Origin of the sequence: Streptomyces sp. NPDC059454 (assembly GCF_042749965.1) — a bacterium.
Classification (GTDB): domain Bacteria; phylum Actinomycetota; class Actinomycetes; order Streptomycetales; family Streptomycetaceae; genus Streptomyces.
The window spans coordinates 1-18,640 of the sequence record NZ_JBHYVC010000008.1; the positions used below are offsets into that span (position 1 = coordinate 1).

Consider the following 18,640-nt stretch of genomic DNA (forward strand, 5'->3'; position numbering starts at 1 on the left):
TCCAAGCCTTCGACATCACCTTCGACGGCCGGCTCACCGCCGGACGCCGCTGAAGAAATCCGACCGAGTTCCACCGTTTGCTATACAGACCCGGCAGCGATGTCACCGTGGGTTCACATCCCACCGCCTCCGGGCTGAGAGCAGTGAGAACGGCCCCTGACCCGGATGTTCGGTCAGGGGTCCTTCTCGAGTTCGACCACCGTGACTGCCCGGTGTTGCCCCTGGCTCCCCGCTTGATCGGGCACGACTGGGGCACAGGCGACAGATCCGGCTTGGTGCCGATGAGAACGGCGCACATGAGTACCTGTACTCATGTGCAGTGCCCGCTGCAACATCAAGCTGATCGCATGCACTTAGTGAAGCGTCACCTGCAGACGGGACGGCAGTGGGCATGAGGCGGGCGAATGAGCCGTCAACCGGCCGGCAGATCGGGGTCGGCGTGGTGCTGCTCGTCATCGACTTCATGCTCATCGCTTGGTCGGTGTACGGCGTGGGGATGGCGGGATGGGCCGACAGCTACGAAAGCGACGGCGTCGCACCGTCGAATGCGTCGCGGGCGGCGGCGCAGGCGTTGTGGCTTCTTGGGGGCGGCGCAGTACTGACAGGCGGTGGCCTCCTCGTCCTGGGATGGCGCATCCCTGGCATCGTGCAGTCGGTCGTCCTCGGAGGCGGGGCGGTGCTGGTCTCCTCACTGGCTGCCGGTTGATAGCGCCCGCCTGCCGACCCGGTAATTCCCACCACTCACCCCAGCCACCCTTGGCGAGTCTGCGGTAACAGATGAGGGTGCAGGCGAGGGTGACCGCCCGCGTTGATGTCAGAAGCGGATGCCGAAGGCTCCGGACCGTGATCGGTCCGGAGCCTTTGCGCTGGTGCCCCCGGCAGGATTCGAACCTGCGACACCCGCTTGAGGAGTTCGATCCGAGCGCGGTCCGACTGCTGTCGCCAACTGGCGCGACGGCCAGCGGGAGTCGCCGGTGTGTCCCCGTCCGGCGTCGTTGATGTCAGCTGCCTTCTCATCCGTAGCTCCAGCCGGATCGATCAGCGAAGGCCATACCCGGCCGCTACGGCCGAAGGTTTGTCGGCGCAAGCCTTCGGCCATCATGTGTCACCTGGTAGCACCGGGTGCTACGTTGGTCGGTATGAGCGTTCAGCCCGAAATTACCCAACGGGATCTGCGCAGCCGGTCCCGAGAGATCATGGATGCCGTACAGGGCGGCCAGTCGTTCACCGTCACCCGCGACGGACATCCGATCGGCCAGCTCGTCCCGCTGCGTCGACGCCGTCGGTTCGTCTCCCGCCAGGAGTTCGCCGCGATGTCCAGGACCGCCCCCGGCATCGACCTTGACAGGTTCCGCGCCGATCAGGACGCCACGGCCGACACCTACCCGGACGATCCCTATGACCGCTGACCGCTCGACGCGTCAGCAGGGCCTCCTCGACACCAACATCATGATTCTGCGCCGCTGGGTGGCCCCCGAGGAGCTACCGGACGAAATGGCGATCACCGCCATCACCCTGGCCGAGTTGTCCGCCGGTCCGCACGAGGTCCGTCGCAACGACGAACAGAGCAGTTACGACGAACACGCCGAACGTGCCCGCAGGCTCGACGTCCTGCAACGCGCCGAGAACGAGTTCGACCCCATCCCCTTCGATGCCGAAGCGGCCCGCATCTACGGCCGTATCTGTGCCGCAGTGATCAGCGTCGGCCGCAAGCCACGCCGCCGGGTGGCCGACCTGATGATCGCTGCCATCGCCGTGGCTGAGGACCTTCCCCTCTTCACCACCAACCCCGACGACTTCAAAGGGCTGGACGACCTCCTCACTGTCGTGCCGGTCACCCGCCCGAGGGTGCCCCACGAAGGCTGATACCAGGACGCCGGGTCGGTGGGACCGCGACGGACTTCGTAGTGCGAACATGGCATGGACGCGATCACGCGGAAGGGCCCGCCCGGGAGGAAACCCCTCCCGGGCCGGCCCTTCTCGCTGTTCCCCGGCAGGATTCGAACCTGCGGCACCCGCTTGAGAGTTCGATCGGCGGGGCGTCGCCGCAGGCCCTGGTGAAGGGTGCGGTGACACGGCGGACCACTGGGGGCCGTGGTGGTGCGCTGTCGTTGATGTCGGGTGTGGATGTCGGACGGACCGGGGCGCGACGCTCACCGCGCGGTAGTCGTATCCATCCTGCTTGAAGTCGGGGGCTTCCCGTATGAGATCGACCTGTTGCCCGGGCGACAGGGTGCGGAAGCCGGTCGTCTGGATGTCGGAGTAGTGGGCGAAGCAGCCACCGGGGGTCTCGGGGGAGTCGAGCACGCCCCGCCCTTCCTCGTCGCTCCACTCGCGGACGGTCGCAGTCACCATGAGTGGGACCCTGCGGGACCCATCTGTGACGACGGACCATCGATGCTTGCCGACACTTAAGGAAAACCTTAAAGTCGGTGCTGGTGTCGGAGGGAGTCGTCTTGAGCTGGGCGATCAAGGTCACCGATGAGTACGCGGAGTGGTTCAGGCTTCTGATCAAGGAAGATCTGAGTTCGGCCTCCCAGGTTGCGCAGGCTGTGGCCGCCCTGCGCGAGGCGGGGCCGACCTTGGGACGTCCTCTTGTGGACCGGCTGAAGGGATCGGAACTGCATCATCTGAAAGAGCTGAGGCCGGGATCGGGCGGGCGCTCCGAAATCCGGATCATCTTCGCCTTTGATCCGACTCGCTCGGCCCTGCTGCTCCTGGGCGGTGACAAGGCCGGAAACTGGGATCGCTGGTACCGCGACAGCATTCCGCTGGCCGAGCAGCTCTACCACGATTACGTCGGCGACGAGGACTGAGGGAGTAGCCATGTCCAAGAAGGCTGCGCAGGACTGGGAAGTCCTGGAGCAGGAGCTGTACGCGGCCGGTGCGGAGCCCGCCGAGGTGGAGGCAGGGTCTCGCCGGCTTCTCGCCGAGGCACGTGGCCACCAGCTCGCCGAGGCACGCAAGCAGTCAGGGTTGGCCCAGCGGGATGTGGCGACACGGATGGGAGTCAGCGTCGCCCGGATCTCCCAGATCGAACACGGCGAGGGCGCCACCCTGGATGTCATCGCCCGCTACGTGGAGGCGCTCGGCGGGAGGCTGGATCTGGTCGCGGACTTCGGCGACCACACCCTACGCATGCCGGCCAGTGGCAACCAGGGCAGTGCGGCGGCGTAGTCGTTTTCGGGTGGTGGCTCTGGTGAGACCGTGAGCACCCAGAGTGCAGGAAGGTCAGGCTTTCCCCTGGCCACCCCCGCTCCGACCCGTACCGGACTGGGTGAGGGGCCCGGCGCCTGGACACGACGAAGGGCCGACCCGGGAGGAAACCCCTCCTGAGTCGGCCCTGTGTCCTGTGCCCCCGGCAGGATTCGAACCTGCGACACCCGCTTGAGGAGTTTTCTCCGAACGGGCCCGCGACCTGCGGAAAAGCTCGCTTCAGGTCGCCTGGCCTGGGAAAACACTCCTCCGTGGTTCTCGTGTGTTCACGAGGTTTCTTGGCCTCATGTGTGCTGGATCCGTTCCGGCTGGGGCCGGTCGACAGAGGGCGGTTTCGGAGACGCCGGTGCGCGTGGCACCAGGAGTAGCGTGGCAGGTGCGAGGCGGTCCCGTTGTCGCACCTGCCCTACAGACGGGTGGTCCTCATGACCAGCTCGGATACACCTCCTGTTCCCCGGTGTCTGCCCAGCGGTGTCCACGAGGCCGTGCGGCCGGGTTGTGCGCTTCTCCGGCTGGAGACGACCGCATCACGTGAAGGTGTCCTCGATGGCGCGTGGTGGCCGCGCTCGCGTGACATGGGCGCCGAGCTGCCCGCGCTGCTGAGTGCCCTCATCGCCCACCTCGGCCCCGTGACCCGCGTGGGGCTGGACACCGCAGCTTGGGAAGGTCTCCCGACGCGCATCCTCGTGGACGACCGCGTGGTGCACATCGATTCCTTCCCGGTCGGTGACGACACGGTCCTGATCACCCGGGGTGACCGGGACATCTTCTCGTTCCTGGTGGTCCCGCCGGACGCGGCACCGGACGCCGCCCGCACCGCGATGACCCAGGCGGTCCGGGCGGACAACATCAGCCAGGCGGAACAGATCCTCATCGACACCGGGAGCGGGCGCGGTTCGTCGGACTGACGGGTCACCGCCGGGCTCGACGGCGCAACGGTGTCGGACGGCGGGGCGAGGTCAGCCGCGCCACTGCAGCCGTCGTGCTCTTCTCGGTGCTCCGCGCGGACCGGGGCGTGTCGACGGTGACCACATCACGGCCTCCGACGGCTCCGGCAGGTCTCTCAGATGGGGACACGTGCGTGCCGGAGCGGTGCTCCGGCACGGTGGAGACTGGCGAGGGCCAACCGGTAGGAGGCGATCAACCCGGTTTCCACGTAGTCCACACCCAGTTCCTGGCAGTGGCGCCGCACGATGGTCCGGGCCCTGCGCAGGTTGGGGCTGGGCATGCTGGGGAACAGGTGGTGCTCGATCTGGTGGTTCAGCCCGCCCAGTGCGATGTCGGTGAGCCTGCCGCCGCGCACGTTGCGTGAGGTGAGCACCTGGCGACGGAGGAAGTCCGGGCGGTCCTCGCCTGTCAGGATCGGCATGCCCTTGTGGTTGGGCGCGAAGAGGGAGCCCAGGTAGACGCCGAACAGGCACTGGTGGACGGCGAGGAAGGCGATCGCCATGCCGGGCGGCAGCAGCCACAGCAGCACGGTCAGGTAGAGCACGAAGTGCGTGAACAGCAGGACGCCGTCGAGCGTGCGGTGCTTGAGCGAACGATTGGCCAGTGCCTTCACGCTCGACACGTGCAGGTTGAAGCCCTCCAGGGTGAGGAGCGGGAAGAACAGGAACGCCTGCCAGCGGCCGATCAGGCGGGGGAGCCCCTTGGCGGCCCGCGCCTGGTCCTGGGACCAGACCAGCAGGTCGGGGTCGAGGTCGGGGTCGAGTTCCTCGTGGTTGGGGTTGGCGTGGTGGCGGGTGTGCTTGTCCTGCCACCAGCCGTAGCCCATCCCGATACCGGCACCGGCGATCCGTCCGGACACCTCGCTGGCCCGGCGTCGGCGGAACACCTGGCGGTGCGCCGCGTCATGGGCGAGCAGGGCGACCTGGCCGAACACGACGCCGAGGAAGGCGGCGACCGCCAGAGTCCACCAACTGTCGCCGATGAGCGCGACGGCGGCCCACCCACTGACGTAGAGCCCGGCCACCACCGTGGTCCGCAGCGCGTAGTAGCCGGGACGGCGCTCCAGCAGCCCGGCGGCGGCGATCTTTCTCGACAGGCGGGCGAAGTCACTTCCGGACGTCTCCGAGGGCGGGGGGCGGACCGTGGTGTCACTGCTCATGATGGTGAAACTCTCTCCGAAGAAGGCCGGTTGGCTCGGCGCCGCCGCGGGAGCCGCTGGGAGCGGGCCGCAGGCAGGGCCTTTCGTCCTCCGTGGTTGCGGACACATCACGCGGCCACGGAGCTGGGAGGCGTCTGCTTCGTCCGTCAGCGGCTGCTGCGCAGGCCCTCTGTTTCTCGCGGGTACCCTGCCGCGGGTGTCTCACACCGTGTCGGACGGGGCCTTCGGAGCGGTCCGCGTGCATGTCGGCGGAACCGACTCCGGCCGGTGAGGCGGATCCGCTGATGGCTGATGAGTGCCCGACGCCTGGCCGGTCAAGCCGCGGTCTCGGTGATGAGGACGGCAACGGTGACCGGGCCCGGGGCGTCGGTGGCCGCCGCGTCGGCCACGGCGGCCCGGACGGCGCGCGCGACTTCCAGGGGATGGTGTCCGAGGGCGACCGCGAGGTGGACCTCGACACGCCGGCCGGGTGGGTCGGCATGGTCCTCCATCTTGACCGGGCGGCTCCCCAGCCCCAGCACGGTGGTGAGGCCGGCGACGCCCGGAACACCCGTTGCGACGTCCGCCAGATCCCCGACGGGCCCTCGCGGGGAGCCCGCTCCGGTCACGGGGAGCGAGCTCCGTGCGGCTGCGGTCGTTGCTGCGGCTGTGCTGTGCGGCGTGAGCGTCATGGATCTCGCAGCGGTCCGCGCCTTCGTATCTGTCCGCGGGACCTCGTGGAGATCCGTGACGCGCAGGTCGGCTGCCACGGTGGCCAGGCCGAGCCGGCGAGCGGCCGCGTCCAGCAGTCTGCTCCTCAACTGGTCGGCGGTTTCGGGCAGTGGCTCCCCGAGTGACGCCGAAAAGGCGGCTTCGATCCTGAGCGGGCCCGGCGGCATCGCGCCGGCCGGCGGACGGACGGCCGGCTCGGACACGGTTTCGAGCGGCGCCGGCCCGATGCGCAGAGACTCCAGCCGCACCCCGGGGATCTCGTTCGCGGCCCGCCCGAGGGCCTGGACGGCCGCTTGCTCGGTGATCCATGTCCCGTCGGCGGGCCCGCCCAGCGGGAGCAGCCGCCCCTGGCCGAACCGGTGCCGTACCGCCTGCGTCCCTGCTTCGGTCTTCACCGGCCTCTCACCCTCTTCCGGGCGACTTGTCCGACCCTCGCGCCTCGCAGTGTTCACATCCGACAATGTTCCCTAAAGCGAATATAATAGTAGAAATGAGGTTCAGGTGGCCCTCTGAGGGAGGAATATCCCGATGACCGAGATCACCGGCGCAAGGCGCAGTGACGCTCCCGCTTCTCGTGGCCGGACGACGGTCGCCGATGTGGTGGTGGAGAAGATCGCCGGAATGGCGGCACGGGACGTGCCCGGCGTCCATGCCCTGGGCGGCGGTTTCGCCCGCTCGATGGGGACCATGCGGGAGCGGATGCCCGGCGCCGGCAGCGGCAAGTCCGTCACACGCGGGGTCAGCGTCGAGGTCGGAGAGCTGCAGGCGGCCATCGACCTGGAGATCGTCGTCGACTACGGCGTCTCGATCACGGACGTGGCCGGTGAGGTGAGGGAGAGCGTGATCTCCGCGGTGGAGCGGATGGCGGATCGCGAAGTCGTCGAAGTCAACATCACGGTCAGCGATGTGAAGCTCCCCGACGAGGAGGACGAAGGAGAAGAGCGGCAGCGGATCCAGTAACCGGGGCGCAGCAGCCCGCGTGAGCGAAGGAGCGTGTGATGAGCAGAGCCGTGGTGGGCCTGATGGCCGGGATGGCGCTGGGTTTCGCCGCGTATTTCGGTGACTTCTGGGCGTTCCTGCTGGTTCTCGGGCTGGGCGCCGTCGGTCTCGTGGTCGGGCGGTTCATGGAAGGCGATCTCGAACCGGGCGACTTCGTCCGCCGCCGGGACCGGCAGGAGCGGATCCGCGATGACCGGCGACGGGTTCGGGGAGACTGGCGGCAGTGACCGGTGAAGCCGATCGGCGTCCGGGCACTGCCGGCGGGGAGCGCGGAGCGATCGCCGTCGCCGACCGGGTCGTCGCGAAGATCGCTTCCCACGTGGCGCGCGAGGCGCTGAGCCGGTTCCCCGAGTCGGTCGGCCACGTACCACCGGGCCGCCGGACGCCCCACGTGACTACGTCTGTGCGGCGGGCATCGGAGCGGCAGACCGCAGGACGGGACGACGAGTCCGCCACTGGACGGCAGGCGGCGGTCGGCGAGGCACGGCTGCGCATCACCGTCGAGCTCGGCTATCCGTCCGACATCGGGGCACAGTGCGCCGCCGTGCGCAGGGAGGTCACCGAACGGCTCAGGGCATGGTCCGGTATGGACGTGTCACATCTCGTGGTGTCGGTCGGGCGACTGCACTCGGCGCATACGCGGCATGCGGGCGAGGAGAGGGTGAGATGAGCGCGAACACCCGTCGGCGGCCGGCCGGTGACAGCGACCTTTCCCCCGGACTCGGAAAGGCGGACCCGCCCGCGGACGGCAGCCGGGGCAAGGACTCGACGACAGCCGACTCGACACGGGCGGTCGAGGCATCGGACCGGCGGGTGCGCCGTTTCCGGTCGACGCGGCGGGTTCCCGCGGTCTTGGTGGCCCTGTTGACCGCCGCGGTCACCGGACTGCTCCTGTACGACGTGGTCTCTGCCCGGGCGGGCCGGCCCGCGATGCGCTGGCGGCGGCGGCTCGCCGAGGAACTGGCCACCCGACCACTGGACGACGTCTGGATGATCGTCGGGGCCGCGGTCGCGATGGCCCTCGGCCTGTGGCTTTTCCTGCTGGCGGTGACGCCGGGACTGCGCAGGCTGCTGCCCATGCGGCAGCCCGTCGGCATCCCCGGGAAAAGGGAGATGCGCGCCGGGCTCGACCGCCGCGCGGCCGGCCTGGTTCTGCGTGACCGGGCCGTGCGGGTGCCCGGTGTCCAGTCGGCACAGGTCTCCGTCGGCCGCCGGAAGGTCAAGGCCCGGGCGCGCGCTCATTTCCGCGATCTCGAGGAGGTCCGCGCGGACCTGGACGCCACGCTGGGCGAAGCCGTGACGTTCCTGGGTCTCGCCCGGCAGCCCACGCTGACCGTGCGCGTCCGGCGCCCGAAGAAGGGCTGAGGTGATCCCCGATGCTCAGGACGGTGAACCGGGTGCTGCTGGGGCTTCTCGGTCTCGGACTGTTCGCCCTGGGCGGCGGTGTGCTGCTGGGCGGGCTGGACCTGCCGCGCCGCTGGGACTTCGGCATGCCGGGCTGGTGGCCCTTCCGCGGGCCCGACGACGTGGTGCTGGGCACCGAGGGACGCACCCGGTGGCGGGAGGAAGGCTGGTGGTGGCCGAGCGTCATCGCGGCGCTCGCCGTGCTGCTGGTCCTGCTGTTGTGGTGGCTCCTCGCCCAGCGCAGGCACCGCCTGGGCGGCGTCCTCGTCGGAAGCGGGGACGGCGCGGCGGCCCGGCTCGACGGCCGTGCACTGGAGGACGTGATCGAGGCAGAGGCGCGGGACCTGGACGGGGTCGCACGGGCTCATGTACGACTGACGGGCCGAAGCACCGCTCCGGCCGCGCGCGTACGGCTGGTGCTGGAGCCGCACGCCGATCCGGCGCGGACGCTGGGGCGACTGAGCCGGGAAACACTCGCGCACGCGCGGGACTCGGCCGGCCTGGACAGCCTCCCCTCGAAGGTCCGACTCAAAGAAGTCCGCCACCACGCACGACGCGCCGACTGATCCCCGGGGCCGGACTCCCGACGGGGGACCCGGTCAGCCCCTCCGAGGGAGAGGGAGACCTGGCCCGCAGCGCAGGTCTTCACGACTGCCCCGGAGCCATCCACGCCGCGGTTTCCCTCAAGGGAGGCATCCCGCCATGGTCCTCTTCCTGACCCTGCTCGTCGCCGGAATTGCTCTGATCGCCATCGGGGCGGGCGTCGACGGCATGCTCTATCTGTCCTCCGCCGGTGTACTGCTCCTCATCGCCGATCTGCTCTACCTGGCGGCCCGCTCCGTGTGGTGATCTCCTCGGCGCCCGGCCCGCTGAGGCCGCGCTCCTCCCGGCCTCGTCGCACGGAGCAGACGGTCGGAGCCCGTGTCCATGAGCAGTCGCTCGGTCTGCGGGGAGGGGTGGTGCAGCCGCAGGGACGCGTGGGTCTCGGCGGCGTGCCGTGACACGTCGAGGAAGACGCGCAGGCCGCTGCTGTCACAGCGGTCGACGGTGGTCAGATCGACGTCGATGAGGGTGATGCCGTCCCGCAGGCACCGCTCCAGAACGGCGCGCACCTGGGGCGCGGTGGCGGGATCGATCACGCCGGCCAGGGTGACCAGCGCCCGCCTGTCCCGGTCGTGCCGGTAGATGTTCAGCTGTGGAGGAGTCATGACGCCTCGGTTCGGATGCTCAGATGCCTCGGTCCGCGGGTCCCGGCCGCTCCCCGCCCGGTCCGGGGCCCGGGTGTACGCCCCGGGCACGCGTCGCCGCGGACCGAGCCGACGGTTCCGAGGCGCGGCCGGGCGACCGGATGATCACCCATGGTGCGTGGTACGGCTGCGGCACGCGGCGGCCGCGGCGGCCGGGTCGGGGTGCGCTGTACCGGTACGCGGCGATCCTGTCGGCGTGCTGGAGGTTGAGCCGGTGGATCACGTACGCCGCCACTGCGACGAGGACCAGGAAGGCGGCGGCTGTCAGGAAGACGTTCATGGCGGCCACCTCACATACCGATGATCAGTCGGCCGGCCCGGCCGGGCAGGCCGGTCTGTCGGGGAACGGCTACGGACACCGCGGAGGCGCCGCCCTCGTACTCCCATGCCTCGTCCGGGCCCAGTGACCGGCCGGCCGCCAAGACGCCGTGCCGGGCCTCGTCCGCGGCGATGAGCGCGCTCGCGGTCAGGGGCGGGCCGTCGTACTCGGACGCGGCAGCCATCAGCCGGGCCGCCGACTCCGCCCCGGTCTCGGGCGGAACGATGAGGAGATCCCAGCGGCCGGTGCCGTAGGAGAGCAGCAGCAGCTTGTGCGGGTCGATCTCCGGGGTGAACCAGCCGACCTTGACGATGTGCCCGTCCACGGGAATTCTGCGGGGGATGACCGGCCAGTGCTCCGGGTTGACGGCGATGCGGGTGATGCGGCCCCACAGGGGATCCAACACGTCCGTGAGCGCCGGCAGTTCGCTCAGCAGATCCCAGGACCGGGGCCACCAGGCTCCGTCCAGGAGTCCCCGGGAGGTGCCGTCGGTCCTCAGTGCGAGACGCGCGGCCGGGACTGCTACGGGCTCGGCGTGCGGCAGAGTCGGAAGCAAGGTCGCCGACATGATGCGGACCCGTCTCCGGGCCGCATCTGCGGCGGCCCGGGTTTCATCTTTCGCCAGGGACGACCCGGCGTGGAAGCCGGTGTGCGAGATGCCCTCGGTACTGTCCACACTACTCCGCGTTTCGTTGCGGCGCGGAGCAGCGGCCACACGGAGTGGAGTACTGGCCGGATGATCTCCCGGCAGTGCCTCAGCACGTGCCGGGAGTTCCCGTTTTTCGGGCTGAAGGGCCGTCGCCGCCGGGCGCGGCCGGCACAACGGTGTCGGACGGCGGGGGCGAGAGGTCAGCCGCGCCACTCCACCATGAGCAGGGTCGCGTCATCGCTGGTCCGCCCGCCCCTCGCCTGCTTGAGCGCGTGGGACAGGGATCGCGTCACCGCCCGGATGCCGCGCCCGGTCCTCTCCAGTCGGTTCACGCAGTCGATCAGCTGGTCCTCCCCGAACTCCTCCCTGCCGCTCTTGTGCTCCTCGACCACTCCGTCGGTGAAACAGAGGATGCGGTCCCCGCGCACCAGCCCCAGCTCGCCGATCCGGGGCACCGAACCACCCAGGCCGACGGGAAGGGTCGTCGGGGCGACCAGACGCTGTGCGACGCGGTGGTCGCGGACGAGGATCGGCGGCGGGTGCCCTGCGTTGATCCACCGCACCCGTCCCGTCGTCGTGTCCAGCTGCATCATCTGCGCGGTGACGAAGTGCTCGGGACCGAACTGCTCTGCCACGGCGCGGTCCATGAAGTCGTAGATCTCCGGCAGTCCGATGCCGGCGCGGCGGGCGTGGCGGTAGGAGCCGATGGCCACGGTGGCCATCGTGGCCGCGTCCAGTCCGTGGCCCATCGCGTCGATCATGGTCACGTGGAGGACGTCGCCGTTGAGCGCGTAGTCGAAGCTGTCGCCGCCCACGTCGTAGGCGGGTTCCAGGATCCCGGCCACGGCGACCCGAGGCATGATCATCGCCAGCGGTGGCAGCAGGGACCACTGGATCTCCGCGGCGACGCTCATCGCCTCGCCGCGTCGGACACCGAAGAACAGGTCGGAGTAGCCGTGCTTGGTCACCAGCAGGTCGGCCACCAGGCCGGAGATTCTGAGCAGCAGGCGGCGGTCGTGGTCGTCGACGCCGTCCAGCGTCACCGCCATGACCCCCACCTGGTCACCGCCGTCCAGCAGGGGCAGGTGGACCCGGACGCCGTCCTCCTGGCGCACCTCCACGGGGACCGCGTCGAGGAAGCAGCGGCCCGCCTCGGAGTCGTCGATCACCTGAGGTTCCCCGCCCGTGAGGCCCTCACCGGGCAGCGGTACGAGCAGCAGCTGGCCGTAGTCCTGCAACAGCACCTGCGGTCGGCGGCCACCGAGCCGCTCCACCACGTCGGCGACCAGGGGCCCGATGAGATGGGGCGGCAATTCGTGCGCGCTGTCGAGGATCTCTCCGAGGAGAGCTTCCCCGAAGCTCTCGGAGCGGTCCGCGCGCCGTCCTGCCGTCATCCCCTCACCCGCCATGGTCAGGGCGGGCCGGTATGACAAAGGATCTGTCGGTGCCATGGCTCCATCAAGGGGTCGTGGACGCCCGGGGGCCCGCCGGGCACGCGTGGCAGGCCGGGTCGGACCGCTTACCTGAGTCCGGCTCCTCCTTCCGACTCCCATGTGTCCTGTCCGTCGAGGCCGCTCTCGGCGAGTGCCAGCAGGCGCGGGGCCGACAAGGGGTTCTCGGGGTCGGAGGCGGCGGTCAGCAGCAGGGCTGCCGTTCCGGCCGGTTCGTCCGGTGGGACCACGAGCAGTTCCCAGCGCCCCACGGTGCCGCAGTCCACGGTGATGGCATGCGTCTCAGCGGCCCCGTCGCTCAGGGCCACCTCGATCACATGCCCCGGTGCCATCAGCTCCTGCGGGGCATCGGGCCAGGCGGCGGTCCCCACGGTCACGCGCGTGACGGTGCCGATGCTCGGATCCAAGGAGCCGACCAGCGCGGGCAGCTCCAGTTCCAGTGCGTCGCAGCGCGGCCACCATGCGCCGTCCAGCGGACCATGGCTGACATCCGGCGTGAGGCGCAGCCGGGGCAAGGGCATCCGGTAGGAGTGTCCGTCACCCGGGGCCGTACCTTCGGCGGGCTTGGTGATGGCGTTCATCGTGCGATCCCGATCCGGGCGGTTTCCGGCTGCCCGTGTCTGTTACTCGCCGGGAACGGCGCCGCCGTGGTCGTGCGCCCGACAGTTCTCGGTACCTGTCAGGCTACTCCCGGCCGTGGCGGGCGGCGTGGCGCGCAGCCATCGCGTGGGGAGGCAGACAGCCATCGCGTCGGGACACGTCCGTACGGCGGACGGCGGGCGGGTGACGGCCCTGGCCGGGTACGACCGCCGGCTCATCGCTCCTCTGCCACATCATCGGCGTGCCGAAGGCTGCCCTTCGGAAGACAGGGTCAACACACAGGGGGCGACGGAGCCGGGCAGCCCGACCACCTCACCCAGGTTCTGCCAGCCCCAGGACGAGAAGGCGGCTTGTCCTGCCTGGTCGGCAGGATGCAGCAGGGTGACCCCGAGGGAGGAGTGCAGGTCTGTGAGCAGACGCTGTTGCAGGCGGCGGGCGATATCGCGGTGCTGAGCGTGCGGATGGGCCACGACCTGGGTGAGGACGACGAACCGTGCGCGGGAGGTGAGCCGCTGGATGATCTCCTGGAGCGTTCCGTCGAACCACCAGCGGTCGGAGCCGTCAGGGTCCACCGGACAACCGAAGGCGCAACCGGTCAGCACCGTCGTCTCTGCGGCCAGCAGGGTGAAGCCAGGGCGCCGATCGCCGCACCAGCGTGGTCGGCGGCGCCCTGCGCCTCGCCTTCGGTTCAGGTCAGCCGTGGTCGGCGAGCTTCGTCCCGGGCCCGGTCGATGGCGTCGGCGGCCGAATGGCCGGCCAACCGCTCGATCTCCTCGGGAACCTCCCATTGGTCCAGCACGAAGAGCCTGCCGTCGACGAGCTGGGTGGTCGCCTTCCAGCCGAGACGTCCTCCGGCCTCCCGAGCAGCTCGCCGGACATCCTTGACTTCGCCCATCTCCGTGAGATCGTCGCGGCCCAGGATCAGCTGACCGTAGTAGCCCTCGTACCGCGGCTTCAGGCCGGCCCGCATCAGCGACTCAAGCCGCTCCACCAGCTTCTCGTACCGCCGCCGGGCCGGCTCGTCCTTCGTGGGCATGTCGCACAGCTCCCCACCGCTGCCCGCAGCGGCGTGTGTGCCGTATGTGTGCTGCGAGGACGAAGGCCCTCCCGTCCGTCGGACGGAAGAGCCTCTGACCAGGTATTTCTCTGTGCCCCCGGCAGGATTCGAACCTGCGACACCCGCTTTAGGAGAGCGGTGCTCTATCCCCTGAGCTACGAAGGCGGGGCCTGATCGTGAGACGGTCCTGGCCGGGTGTCTCCGTCAAGCCCTGAGCGTCCTGGGTCGGCGGTCGCGGTGGGTGCCGCGGTGCTGCCAGGGCGCTCGATCCACAGGGTACCGGATCGGTGCCGCGGCGGGCGCTGGTGTGGGCGGGTTGTGTGGGCGCTGCTGGGGGGGCGTAGGCGGAGCACCGGCCGACCGGCGTCGCCGTCCGGTCGCCGAGCACGCCATCGCCACCGTCCGCCGCATCGACGAGATCCTGCTGCCGCCCGGCGTCACCGCGGACGGTCGGCTGCGCTCCACTCGTCTGTCATGGAGGCGCCCTTTACATCGACTGCCGCAGTTTCGCGTTCATCCTCCGCGGTCTGCGGGGTCGCGTGCGGTGGCGCGGAGATCCTGTCAGGACTCGCCGAACAGTATCCAGAGTGCCATCAGGGCCAGGAATCCGGTCACTGCCAATGCCGGGACCCCGAGGATCGCGGCGACCATCCCCCATCGGGTCCGTCCCCGGGGTGTCTCCGCCGCCTCGGGCTTCGGGATCGCCTGCTGTGTCTCCGTCGTGAAGTTCTCCTGTCGATTCTTAATTGCCGTACAGAACAGAGCATTTCAGTTGACATCGGTCCGAAGGGCTCGATGCGGCGATTGTCATCGGTCGTGCCGCGTCGCACCATCTCTGTCGCTGTGGCCCCCGGACAAGGCGCGACCGCGCCGGCCGGTGGCGCCGACGTCGAGGAGTTCGGCTTCCTCCGCGCCGAGGGATCAGCCCTGTGGCGTACGGGTCACCCGTACCCGGTACTCCTCCGCCTCCGCCGCCGTCACCGTCACCCGGATGCCCGCCCGGCGGTCCACGAAGCTCTCGCCGGGGGTGAACGGCGCGTCCGAGAGTTCCGCGTGGACGTTGGGGGAGCGGGTGCAGCCGCCGCTGTCGCGGCGGGAGTCGTGGACGGTGATCGGGCCCATGCCGGTGTCCACGTTCGCGTCGACGCGGTAGACGAGGACGCCGGGGCGGCACACCGCCTCGTCGTTGCCGGCGCGGGTGCGTAGTTCGACGGCGTAGCCGGCGTGGTCGTTCAGGGGGACGAAGACGAGCTTCGGGCCGCCCGCCCGTGCCAGGGGGGTGAGGACGTACTCCCGTGTGCCCGGGCTCGCCGCGCAGCCGACCTGGGACGCGTCCAGCCAGCCCAGCTTCCACTTGTGCCAGGCGAGGAAGTCGTTGTTGACGCCCCAGTCCTCGCTCATGATGTCCCAGTGGCCGACCGCGCCGCCGCCCTCGGCGGTGTACAGGTCGGGCAGGCCGAAGACGTGGCCGTTCTCGTGCGGCAGGACGCGGTAGCCGGTGCGGTCGTAGGAGCCGGAGCCGTCGTCCTGGCGGGAGTAGACGAAGGACGCGTTGGAGACGGGGACGCCGTCCGCGCTCGGGGCCTCCTTGTTGCCGGCGAAGGTCACGGACAGGACCGTGTCGAGGGCTGCGGGGCCCGCGTTGGGGGTCACCAGCACGTTCAGCAGGTCGTACGACTGGAAGTCCACCTCGGGATCGGCCTCGGCCACGATGTCGCGGACCAGTTCGCGGTAGCCGGGGTCGAAGGGGGCGCCGCGCTCTATGCCGTACGCGCGGAACGACCTGGGCATCCGGAGCCAGTCGGGGACGGGGAGTTCGGGGCGGTAGTCGAGACGGCCGTAGGAGCTGGTGGCGAACCACTCGCGGGTCTGGGGGAAGAACTCCCGGTAGCGGTCGAGGGCGTCGCCCTCACCGGGCGCGTCGGAGAAGTCGATCATCAGGGTGAGAGCGCGGACCGTGCCGGTGGAGCGGGTGTAGCCGGGAGACGTGGGGATGCCCTCGGACATCTGGACCCCGCCTTCCCCGGTGATCATGCAGGGGCCGTGCGCGGAGGTGCGGGACAGGGCGCTGGGGCCGGCGCCGGCGGGGGAGGTGGCGGGGGCGAGCCGGCCGTTGCCGGCCGAGGTGCTGACCGCGAGGGTCAGGGCGGTCACCGATGCCAGGGCGGCCAGCCGGCGCGGGGATATCCGGCGTCGGCTCGGCTGCGGCTGCATGCGGGGACCTCCGCTCCACACGGCAGCCGCCGGTCTCCGACTGCACCCTCCCGATCACCCTGCGTCGCCGGGTGTGGGGGCGCCCGCTGGGAGGTCCGATCGTGGGGGCGCGCGGCCCGGATGGTGTGGTGCAGGTCACAGGGAAAGGGTTCGGGAGTGGGAAATAACCGGGGATCGTTTCCCCGTTTGAACCTGTGTCCGTGCGAAACGGGGATTCACTCCCCGGATTGCCGGGAGATGACGACAAGGCAAAGCCGCGACGACCTAGGAGTGCACCGTGCAGACCGCCACCCCCGTACCGCGCAAGGCGCCCCGGCCCCGCGCCGACGCCCTGCGCAACCGGGAGCGGATCGTCACCGCCGCCCGGGAGATGTTCGTCGAGTTCGGCCCCGAGGTGCCGCTCGACGACGTCGCCCGCCGGGCCGGCGTCGGCAATGCCACGGTGTACCGCAACTTCCCCGACCGCGACGCGCTGGTGCGCGAGGTCGTCTGCTCCGTGATGGACCGTACGGTGCGGGCGGCCGAGCAGGCGCTCAGCGAGAGCGGGGACGCCTTCGAGGCACTGGAGCACTTCGCGCACACGGCCGCCGACGAGCGGATCAGCGCGCTGTGCCCGATGGTCTCCAGCACCTTCGACCAGCACCACCCCGACCTGGAGGACGCACGCCGGCGCGCCGAGAGCCTCGTCGCGCAGTTGATGGACCGCGCCAAGGCGGCCGGTCAGCTCCGCGCCGACGTGGAGTACGGCGATCTGATGGTGGGCGTCGCCCAGCTGAGCCGGCCCCCGGCCGGTACCGGCTGCGTCAGCGCCGACCGTTTCGTCCACCGCCACCTGCAGCTGTTCCTGGACGGGATGCGGGCCCCGGCCCCGACCGTTCTGCCGGGTACGGCAGTGACCGTGGAGGATCTGCGCTGCTGAGCGATCTCTGACGCGAGCAGGATTCCCGTGCAGCGGCCGTCCCCGGGGCGAGTCGTTCCCTGACGACACCGATTTTTCGTTACATCTTTTTAAATTTCCGTCACACACTTCCGAAGTGGGTACCCCCATGTCTCAGACAGTCTCAGCGGCCGGAAAGGCCCTGAGCGTCCCCGACGCCAACCGTTGGAAAGCGCTCGTCTTCATCGCGCTCGCCCAGCTGATGGTGGTCCTCGACGCCACCATCGTGAACATCGCCCTGCCCTCCGCCCAGCAGGACCTGGGCATCTCGGACGGCAACCGCCAGTGGGTGGTCACCGCCTACGCCCTCGCCTTCGGCGGACTGCTGCTGTTCGGCGGCCGGATAGCCGACCTGTGGGGGCGCAAGCGGGCCTTCGTGCTCGGTCTGGGCGGGTTCGCCGTGGCCTCCGCGCTCGGCGGCGCGGCCACCAACGAGGCCATGATGTTCGGCGCCCGTGCCCTCCAGGGTGTCTTCGGCGCGCTGCTCGCGCCCGCCGCGCTGTCCCTGCTCGCGGTGATGTTCACCGACGGCAAGGAGCGCGCCAAGGCGTTCGGCATCTACGGCGCGATCGCCGGTGGCGGTGGCGCCGTCGGTCTGATCCTCGGCGGTTTCCTCACCGAGTACCTGGACTGGCGCTGGACGTTCTTCGTGAACATCCCGTTCGCCGTCGTCGCCGCGGCCGGCGCGTACTTCGTCATCCGTGAGCCCGAGGGCAGCCGCAACCGATCGCCGCTGGACATCCCCGGCGTGGTGCTGTCGACCGTGGGTCTGGTCGCGCTGGTCTACGGCTTCACCCGCGCGGAGTCCGAGGGCTGGAGCGACTCGCTGACGATCGGCATGTTCGTCGCCTCCGCCGTGCTGCTCGCCGCCTTCGTGGCCGTCGAGGCCAAGGTCAAGGCGCCGCTGCTGCCGCTGCGCGTCGTCACCGAGCGCAACCGCGGCGGTGTCTACCTCTCGCTGGGCCTGGCGATCATCGCGATGTTCGGCCTGTTCCTCTTCCTGACCTACTACCTGCAGGTCGTGCAGGGCTACTCGCCGGTCAAGACCGGCTTCGCCTTCCTGCCGATGATCGCGGGCATGATCACGGGCTCCACCCAGATCGGCACCCGGCTGATGACCCGGGTCGCGCCCCGGCTGCTGATGGGCCCCGGCTTCCTGGTCGCCGCGCTCGGCATGCTCTTCCTGACCCAGCTGGAGATCGACACCTCGTACGCGGGCGTCCTGCTGCCCGGCATGCTGCTGCTCGGTCTCGGCATGGGTACGGCGTTCATGCCGGCCATGTCCCTGTCCACCATGGGCGTCGAGCCGCGTGACTCCGGTGTCGCCTCCGCGATGGTCAACACCTCGCAGCAGGTGGGCGGCGCCATCGGCACGGCCCTGCTGAACACGATCGCGGCCTCGGCCACCACGTCCTACGTCGCCGACCGCATCGGCGGCGCCACCAGCCCGTCCCAGCAGCAGCTGGTCCAGCTCCAGGGACAGGTGCAGGGCTACACCAGCGCGATCTGGTTCGCCGTCGGAATCCTGGTGGCGGCCGCGGCCATCGCCATGGTCCTGATCAACGCCGGCAAGCCGGGCGGCACCGCGGTCGCCGGGTCCGCCGACGAGGCCGTCGGGGACGAGATGCCGGTGCCGGTGGCCATGCACTGACGGTTCGCCGCTCCCTCACCACCCGTACGGAGGAGGAGGGGACGCCTCCTCCGTACGGCTCCCCGGACCTGCCCCGGC

General features: G+C 70.1%; 24 protein-coding genes, 1 tRNA gene and 1 pseudogene. 14 read left to right on the plus strand and 12 right to left on the minus strand.

The genetic code is table 11. The features are described from left to right. Positions 1–439 precede the first annotated feature (439 nt). The 3 genes from ACFXAE_RS07785 (at position 440) to ACFXAE_RS07795 (ending at position 1,866) form a co-directional block, all read left to right on the plus strand. Entirely contained in the window at positions 440–706 is a 267-nt protein-coding gene (locus ACFXAE_RS07785; protein WP_384709628.1) for a hypothetical protein, read from the plus strand. A 433-nt stretch (positions 707–1,139) separates the two neighbouring features. Further along, complete coding sequence (locus ACFXAE_RS07790; protein WP_030822025.1) at positions 1,140–1,409, plus strand: type II toxin-antitoxin system Phd/YefM family antitoxin; 270 nt, start codon at positions 1,140–1,142, stop codon at positions 1,407–1,409. Further along, the gene (locus ACFXAE_RS07795) at positions 1,399–1,866 is read left to right on the plus strand and encodes a type II toxin-antitoxin system VapC family toxin (RefSeq protein ID WP_384709631.1); all 468 of its coding nucleotides are present in this window, start codon (positions 1,399–1,401) and stop codon (positions 1,864–1,866) included. Before ACFXAE_RS07790 ends, ACFXAE_RS07795 begins: the two co-directional genes overlap by 11 nt. A gap of 273 nt (positions 1,867–2,139) precedes the next feature. Here the strand turns inward: ACFXAE_RS07795 and ACFXAE_RS07800 are convergent. Further along, positions 2,140–2,355: pseudogene (locus ACFXAE_RS07800) on the minus strand (cold-shock protein); the annotation flags it as partial. A 101-nt stretch (positions 2,356–2,456) separates the two neighbouring features. On the opposite strand from ACFXAE_RS07800, the gene ACFXAE_RS07805 reads away from it, so the two are divergent. From ACFXAE_RS07805 to ACFXAE_RS07815, 3 genes are all read left to right on the plus strand, one after another. Beyond that, on the plus strand, positions 2,457–2,816 hold the full coding sequence (locus ACFXAE_RS07805; RefSeq protein WP_048457500.1) for a type II toxin-antitoxin system RelE/ParE family toxin: 360 nt from the start codon (positions 2,457–2,459) through the stop codon (positions 2,814–2,816). 10 nt (positions 2,817–2,826) lie between these two features. Next, on the plus strand, positions 2,827–3,177 hold the full coding sequence (locus ACFXAE_RS07810; RefSeq protein ID WP_048457433.1) for a helix-turn-helix domain-containing protein: 351 nt from the start codon (positions 2,827–2,829) through the stop codon (positions 3,175–3,177). 464 nt (positions 3,178–3,641) lie between these two features. Next, on the plus strand, positions 3,642–4,124 hold the full coding sequence (locus ACFXAE_RS07815; protein WP_384709635.1) for a DUF5994 family protein: 483 nt from the start codon (positions 3,642–3,644) through the stop codon (positions 4,122–4,124). A gap of 155 nt (positions 4,125–4,279) precedes the next feature. Here the strand turns inward: ACFXAE_RS07815 and ACFXAE_RS07820 are convergent, their stop codons facing one another. Both ACFXAE_RS07820 and ACFXAE_RS07825 read right to left on the minus strand, forming a co-directional pair. Further along, complete coding sequence (locus ACFXAE_RS07820; RefSeq protein WP_384709638.1) at positions 4,280–5,323, minus strand: fatty acid desaturase family protein; 1,044 nt, start codon at positions 5,321–5,323, stop codon at positions 4,280–4,282. Between the two features lie 314 nt (positions 5,324–5,637). Further along, on the minus strand, positions 5,638–6,429 hold the full coding sequence (locus ACFXAE_RS07825) for a hypothetical protein (RefSeq protein WP_384709641.1): 792 nt from the start codon (positions 6,427–6,429) through the stop codon (positions 5,638–5,640). Between the two features lie 133 nt (positions 6,430–6,562). Here ACFXAE_RS07825 and ACFXAE_RS07830 point away from each other — a divergent pair, with 133 nt between their 5' ends. From ACFXAE_RS07830 to ACFXAE_RS07855, 6 genes are all read left to right on the plus strand, one after another. After that, entirely contained in the window at positions 6,563–6,994 is a 432-nt protein-coding gene (locus ACFXAE_RS07830) for an Asp23/Gls24 family envelope stress response protein (protein WP_384709644.1), read from the plus strand. Positions 6,995–7,032: 38 nt separating this feature from the next. Next, a complete protein-coding gene (locus ACFXAE_RS07835; protein ID WP_009321523.1) occupies positions 7,033–7,260 on the plus strand; it encodes a hypothetical protein in 228 nt (75 codons plus the stop codon). Then, positions 7,257–7,703, plus strand: a complete 447-nt coding sequence (locus ACFXAE_RS07840; RefSeq protein WP_384709648.1) for an Asp23/Gls24 family envelope stress response protein — start codon at positions 7,257–7,259, stop codon at positions 7,701–7,703. Before ACFXAE_RS07835 ends, ACFXAE_RS07840 begins: the two co-directional genes overlap by 4 nt. Further along, positions 7,700–8,398 carry a DUF6286 domain-containing protein gene (locus tag ACFXAE_RS07845; protein ID WP_384709651.1) on the plus strand — a complete coding sequence of 233 codons (699 nt, stop codon included), beginning with the start codon at positions 7,700–7,702 and terminating at the stop codon, positions 8,396–8,398. Before ACFXAE_RS07840 ends, ACFXAE_RS07845 begins: the two co-directional genes overlap by 4 nt. An 11-nt stretch (positions 8,399–8,409) precedes the next feature. Beyond that, a complete protein-coding gene (amaP, locus tag ACFXAE_RS07850; protein ID WP_384709654.1) occupies positions 8,410–9,003 on the plus strand; it encodes an alkaline shock response membrane anchor protein AmaP in 594 nt (197 codons plus the stop codon). Positions 9,004–9,139: 136 nt separating this feature from the next. Further along, positions 9,140–9,286, plus strand: a complete 147-nt coding sequence (locus ACFXAE_RS07855; protein WP_384709657.1) for a hypothetical protein — start codon at positions 9,140–9,142, stop codon at positions 9,284–9,286. Here the strand turns inward: ACFXAE_RS07855 and ACFXAE_RS07860 are convergent. The 9 genes from ACFXAE_RS07860 to ACFXAE_RS07900 all read right to left on the minus strand — a co-directional run bounded on the left by ACFXAE_RS07860 (position 9,259) and on the right by ACFXAE_RS07900 (position 15,974). Next, positions 9,259–9,645 (minus strand): STAS domain-containing protein, encoded by a 387-nt coding sequence (locus tag ACFXAE_RS07860; protein WP_384709660.1) that lies wholly within the window; start codon positions 9,643–9,645, stop codon positions 9,259–9,261. The genes ACFXAE_RS07855 and ACFXAE_RS07860 overlap by 28 nt on opposite strands. Positions 9,646–9,664: 19 nt before the next feature. Further along, positions 9,665–9,964, minus strand: coding sequence for a hypothetical protein (locus tag ACFXAE_RS07865; protein ID WP_384709663.1), 300 nt, complete (start codon positions 9,962–9,964; stop codon positions 9,665–9,667). Positions 9,965–9,974: 10 nt separating this feature from the next. Further along, complete coding sequence (locus ACFXAE_RS07870) at positions 9,975–10,679, minus strand: DUF5994 family protein (RefSeq protein ID WP_384709666.1); 705 nt, start codon at positions 10,677–10,679, stop codon at positions 9,975–9,977. Positions 10,680–10,852: 173 nt separating this feature from the next. After that, entirely contained in the window at positions 10,853–12,046 is a 1,194-nt protein-coding gene (locus tag ACFXAE_RS07875) for a PP2C family protein-serine/threonine phosphatase (RefSeq protein ID WP_384709669.1), read from the minus strand. A gap of 125 nt (positions 12,047–12,171) precedes the next feature. Then, positions 12,172–12,684 (minus strand): DUF5994 family protein, encoded by a 513-nt coding sequence (locus ACFXAE_RS07880; protein WP_384709672.1) that lies wholly within the window; start codon positions 12,682–12,684, stop codon positions 12,172–12,174. Positions 12,685–12,936: 252 nt separating this feature from the next. Continuing rightward, on the minus strand, positions 12,937–13,275 hold the full coding sequence (locus ACFXAE_RS07885; protein ID WP_384709675.1) for a hypothetical protein: 339 nt from the start codon (positions 13,273–13,275) through the stop codon (positions 12,937–12,939). 116 nt (positions 13,276–13,391) lie between these two features. Further along, positions 13,392–13,739 (minus strand): hypothetical protein, encoded by a 348-nt coding sequence (locus ACFXAE_RS07890; RefSeq protein WP_384709678.1) that lies wholly within the window; start codon positions 13,737–13,739, stop codon positions 13,392–13,394. Between the two features lie 113 nt (positions 13,740–13,852). Further along, a tRNA-Arg gene (locus tag ACFXAE_RS07895) sits at positions 13,853–13,925 on the minus strand. 756 nt (positions 13,926–14,681) lie between these two features. Next, entirely contained in the window at positions 14,682–15,974 is a 1,293-nt protein-coding gene (locus ACFXAE_RS07900; protein ID WP_384709681.1) for a M6 family metalloprotease domain-containing protein, read from the minus strand. Between the two features lie 277 nt (positions 15,975–16,251). Here ACFXAE_RS07900 and ACFXAE_RS07905 point away from each other — a divergent pair, with 277 nt between their 5' ends. Both ACFXAE_RS07905 and ACFXAE_RS07910 read left to right on the plus strand, forming a co-directional pair. Continuing rightward, complete coding sequence (locus tag ACFXAE_RS07905; protein ID WP_384709684.1) at positions 16,252–16,893, plus strand: TetR/AcrR family transcriptional regulator; 642 nt, start codon at positions 16,252–16,254, stop codon at positions 16,891–16,893. A gap of 127 nt (positions 16,894–17,020) precedes the next feature. Beyond that, positions 17,021–18,562, plus strand: a complete 1,542-nt coding sequence (locus tag ACFXAE_RS07910) for an MFS transporter (RefSeq protein WP_384709687.1) — start codon at positions 17,021–17,023, stop codon at positions 18,560–18,562. Positions 18,563–18,640: the final 78 nt, after the last annotated feature.